The organism is Pseudomonas serbiensis (genome assembly GCF_030580745.1).
Taxonomy (GTDB): Bacteria; Pseudomonadota; Gammaproteobacteria; order Pseudomonadales; family Pseudomonadaceae; genus Aquipseudomonas; species Aquipseudomonas serbiensis.
On record NZ_JAUQOO010000045.1, the window covers coordinates 1 to 5,172 of the forward strand.

A 5,172-nucleotide genomic window follows, 5' to 3' on the forward strand; every position below is an offset into this window, starting at 1 on the left:
TGAGTACGTGCCAGCGAATGGGTGTGTAATAGATCTTTCGGTAATTTGTGTGTGTGGCGCAAACTTTCGGTTCGTCATCTTCACTACACCACAACCTGCTCTTCGCAGATTGCTTGGGTGTTATATGGTCAAGCCTCACGGGCAATTAGTATGGGTTAGCTCAATGCCTCACAGCACTTACACACCCCACCTATCAACGTCGTAGTCTTCGACGGCCCTTCAGGGAACTCAAGGTTCCAGTGAGATCTCATCTTGAGGCAAGTTTCCCGCTTAGATGCTTTCAGCGGTTATCTTTTCCGAACATAGCTACCCGGCAATGCCACTGGCGTGACAACCGGAACACCAGAGGTTCGTCCACTCCGGTCCTCTCGTACTAGGAGCAGCCCCTCTCAAATCTCAAACGTCCACGGCAGATAGGGACCGAACTGTCTCACGACGTTCTAAACCCAGCTCGCGTACCACTTTAAATGGCGAACAGCCATACCCTTGGGACCGGCTTCAGCCCCAGGATGTGATGAGCCGACATCGAGGTGCCAAACACCGCCGTCGATATGAACTCTTGGGCGGTATCAGCCTGTTATCCCCGGAGTACCTTTTATCCGTTGAGCGATGGCCCTTCCATACAGAACCACCGGATCACTAAGACCTACTTTCGTACCTGCTCGACGTGTCTGTCTCGCAGTCAAGCGCGCTTTTGCCTTTATACTCTACGACCGATTTCCGACCGGTCTGAGCGCACCTTCGTACTCCTCCGTTACTCTTTAGGAGGAGACCGCCCCAGTCAAACTACCCACCATACACTGTCCTCGATCCGGATAACGGACCTGAGTTAGAACCTCAAAGTTGCCAGGGTGGTATTTCAAGGATGGCTCCACGCAGACTGGCGTCCACGCTTCAAAGCCTCCCACCTATCCTACACAAGCAAATTCAAAGTCCAGTGCAAAGCTATAGTAAAGGTTCACGGGGTCTTTCCGTCTAGCCGCGGATACACTGCATCTTCACAGCGATTTCAATTTCACTGAGTCTCGGGTGGAGACAGCGCCGCCATCGTTACGCCATTCGTGCAGGTCGGAACTTACCCGACAAGGAATTTCGCTACCTTAGGACCGTTATAGTTACGGCCGCCGTTTACCGGGGCTTCGATCAAGAGCTTCGCTTGCGCTAACCCCATCAATTAACCTTCCGGCACCGGGCAGGCGTCACACCCTATACGTCCACTTTCGTGTTTGCAGAGTGCTGTGTTTTTAATAAACAGTCGCAGCGGCCTGGTATCTTCGACCGGCGTGGGCTTACGGAGCAAGTCCTTCACCCTCACCGGCGCACCTTCTCCCGAAGTTACGGTGCCATTTTGCCTAGTTCCTTCACCCGAGTTCTCTCAAGCGCCTTGGTATTCTCTACCCAACCACCTGTGTCGGTTTGGGGTACGGTTCCTGGTTACCTGAAGCTTAGAAGCTTTTCTTGGAAGCATGGCATCAACCACTTCGTGTTCTAAAAGAACACTCGTCATCAGCTCTCGGCCTTAGAATCCCGGATTTACCTAAGATTCCAGCCTACCACCTTAAACTTGGACAACCAACGCCAAGCTGGCCTAGCCTTCTCCGTCCCTCCATCGCAATAACCAGAAGTACAGGAATATTAACCTGTTTTCCATCGACTACGCTTTTCAGCCTCGCCTTAGGGACCGACTAACCCTGCGTCGATTAACGTTGCGCAGGAAACCTTGGTCTTTCGGCGTGGGTGTTTTTCACACCCATTGTCGTTACTCATGTCAGCATTCGCACTTCTGATACCTCCAGCAAGCTTCTCAACTCACCTTCACAGGCTTACAGAACGCTCCTCTACCGCATCATCAAAAGATGATACCCGTAGCTTCGGTGCATGGTTTGAGCCCCGTTACATCTTCCGCGCAGGCCGACTCGACTAGTGAGCTATTACGCTTTCTTTAAAGGGTGGCTGCTTCTAAGCCAACCTCCTAGCTGTCTAAGCCTTCCCACATCGTTTCCCACTTAACCATGACTTTGGGACCTTAGCTGACGGTCTGGGTTGTTTCCCTTTTCACGACGGACGTTAGCACCCGCCGTGTGTCTCCCATGCTCGGCACTTGTAGGTATTCGGAGTTTGCATCGGTTTGGTAAGTCGGGATGACCCCCTAGCCGAAACAGTGCTCTACCCCCTACAGTGATACATGAGGCGCTACCTAAATAGCTTTCGAGGAGAACCAGCTATCTCCGAGCTTGATTAGCCTTTCACTCCGATCCACAGGTCATCCGCTAACTTTTCAACGGTAGTCGGTTCGGTCCTCCAGTCAGTGTTACCTAACCTTCAACCTGCCCATGGATAGATCGCCCGGTTTCGGGTCTATACCCAGCGACTAAACGCCCTATTAAGACTCGCTTTCGCTACGCCTCCCCTATTCGGTTAAGCTTGCCACTGAATATAAGTCGCTGACCCATTATACAAAAGGTACGCAGTCACCCAACAAAGTGGGCTCCCACTGCTTGTACGCATACGGTTTCAGGATCTATTTCACTCCCCTCTCCGGGGTTCTTTTCGCCTTTCCCTCACGGTACTGGTTCACTATCGGTCAGTCAGTAGTATTTAGCCTTGGAGGATGGTCCCCCCATATTCAGACAAGGTTTCTCGTGCCCCGTCCTACTCGATTTCATGACCAAGAGATTTTCGCGTACAGGGCTATCACCCACTATGGCCGCACTTTCCAGAGCGTTCCGCTAATCTCAAAGCCACTTAAGGGCTGGTCCCCGTTCGCTCGCCACTACTAAGGGAATCTCGGTTGATTTCTTTTCCTCAGGGTACTTAGATGTTTCAGTTCCCCTGGTTCGCTCCATACACCTATGTATTCAGTGTAAGGTAACCATCTTATGATGGCTGGGTTCCCCCATTCAGACATCTCCGGATCACAGTCTGTTTGCCGACTCCCCGAAGCTTTTCGCAGGCTACCACGTCTTTCATCGCCTCTGACTGCCAAGGCATCCACCGTATGCGCTTCTTCACTTGACCATATAACCCCAAGCAATCTGGTTATACTGTGAAGACGACATTCGCCGAAAATTTGCAATTCACTCACAAATTTTACCTTAGCCTGAACACACACCAGTGAAAGTGCTGTCCAGTCTAACTTTCTATTACATACCCAAATTTTTAAAGAACGATTCTGATAAAGATCAGAAATCAACATTCAAACACCGTTTCGGTGGAATGCTCATTTCTAAGCTTTGACATAAGGTGGTGGAGCCAAGCGGGATCGAACCGCTGACCTCCTGCGTGCAAGGCAGGCGCTCTCCCAGCTGAGCTATGGCCCCAAACAATTGGTGGGTCTGGGCAGATTCGAACTGCCGACCTCACCCTTATCAGGGGTGCGCTCTAACCAACTGAGCTACAGACCCAATCGTCTTCTTCAATGAATCAAGCAATTCGTGTGGGAGCTTATGGTACAGCTGAGTCGTCGATTAAGGAGGTGATCCAGCCGCAGGTTCCCCTACGGCTACCTTGTTACGACTTCACCCCAGTCATGAATCACACCGTGGTAACCGTCCCCCCGAAGGTTAGACTAGCTACTTCTGGTGCAACCCACTCCCATGGTGTGACGGGCGGTGTGTACAAGGCCCGGGAACGTATTCACCGCGACATTCTGATTCGCGATTACTAGCGATTCCGACTTCACGCAGTCGAGTTGCAGACTGCGATCCGGACTACGATCGGTTTTGTGAGATTAGCTCCACCTCGCGGCTTGGCAACCCTCTGTACCGACCATTGTAGCACGTGTGTAGCCCAGGCCGTAAGGGCCATGATGACTTGACGTCATCCCCACCTTCCTCCGGTTTGTCACCGGCAGTCTCCTTAGAGTGCCCACCATAACGTGCTGGTAACTAAGGACAAGGGTTGCGCTCGTTACGGGACTTAACCCAACATCTCACGACACGAGCTGACGACAGCCATGCAGCACCTGTCTCAGTGTTCCCGAAGGCACCAAACCATCTCTGGTAAGTTCACTGGATGTCAAGGCCTGGTAAGGTTCTTCGCGTTGCTTCGAATTAAACCACATGCTCCACCGCTTGTGCGGGCCCCCGTCAATTCATTTGAGTTTTAACCTTGCGGCCGTACTCCCCAGGCGGTCAACTTAATGCGTTAGCTGCGCCACTAAAATCTCAAGGATTCCAACGGCTAGTTGACATCGTTTACGGCGTGGACTACCAGGGTATCTAATCCTGTTTGCTCCCCACGCTTTCGCACCTCAGTGTCAGTATGAGCCCAGGTGGTCGCCTTCGCCACTGGTGTTCCTTCCTATATCTACGCATTTCACCGCTACACAGGAAATTCCACCACCCTCTGCCCTACTCTAGCTCGCCAGTTTTGGATGCAGTTCCCAGGTTGAGCCCGGGGATTTCACATCCAACTTAACGAACCACCTACGCGCGCTTTACGCCCAGTAATTCCGATTAACGCTTGCACCCTCTGTATTACCGCGGCTGCTGGCACAGAGTTAGCCGGTGCTTATTCTGTCGGTAACGTCAAAATCGTCACGTATTAGGTAACGACCCTTCCTCCCAACTTAAAGTGCTTTACAATCCGAAGACCTTCTTCACACACGCGGCATGGCTGGATCAGGCTTTCGCCCATTGTCCAATATTCCCCACTGCTGCCTCCCGTAGGAGTCTGGACCGTGTCTCAGTTCCAGTGTGACTGATCATCCTCTCAGACCAGTTACGGATCGTCGCCTTGGTGAGCCTTTACCTCACCAACTAGCTAATCCGACCTAGGCTCATCTGATAGCGCAAGGCCCGAAGGTCCCCTGCTTTCTCCCGTAGGACGTATGCGGTATTAGCGTCCGTTTCCGAGCGTTATCCCCCACTACCAGGCAGATTCCTAGGCATTACTCACCCGTCCGCCGCTCGCCACCCGGTACAAGTACCTGTGCTGCCGCTCGACTTGCATGTGTTAGGCCTGCCGCCAGCGTTCAATCTGAGCCATGATCAAACTCTTCAGTTCAAACATCGTTGGGTTTTGAGAAAACCCTAAACCTGGCTCAGCAATCGTTGGTTACATCTTTGATTTCTCGCGGAGTAACTTGCGTTGCTGATAATCTGTTGACTTCAGTCTTACACCACAAGCACCCACACGAATTGCTTGATTCAGTTGTTAAAGAGCGGTGGG

General features: G+C 52.0%; 2 tRNA genes and 2 rRNA genes. All 4 read right to left on the reverse strand.

What is annotated here, in order from left to right:
* Positions 1 to 124: 124 nt before the first annotated feature.
* Positions 125 to 3,018: ribosomal RNA gene (locus Q6A51_RS27145) — 23S ribosomal RNA — on the reverse strand.
* 226 nt (positions 3,019 to 3,244) lie between these two features.
* Positions 3,245 to 3,320 (reverse strand) — tRNA-Ala (locus Q6A51_RS27150).
* A gap of 7 nt (positions 3,321 to 3,327) precedes the next feature.
* Positions 3,328 to 3,404: transfer RNA gene (locus tag Q6A51_RS27155), tRNA-Ile, on the reverse strand.
* A 64-nt stretch (positions 3,405 to 3,468) separates the two neighbouring features.
* Positions 3,469 to 5,007 (reverse strand): 16S ribosomal RNA (locus Q6A51_RS27160).
* Together the 16S and 23S rRNA genes with 2 tRNA genes alongside form the textbook arrangement of a ribosomal RNA operon.
* Positions 5,008 to 5,172: the final 165 nt, after the last annotated feature.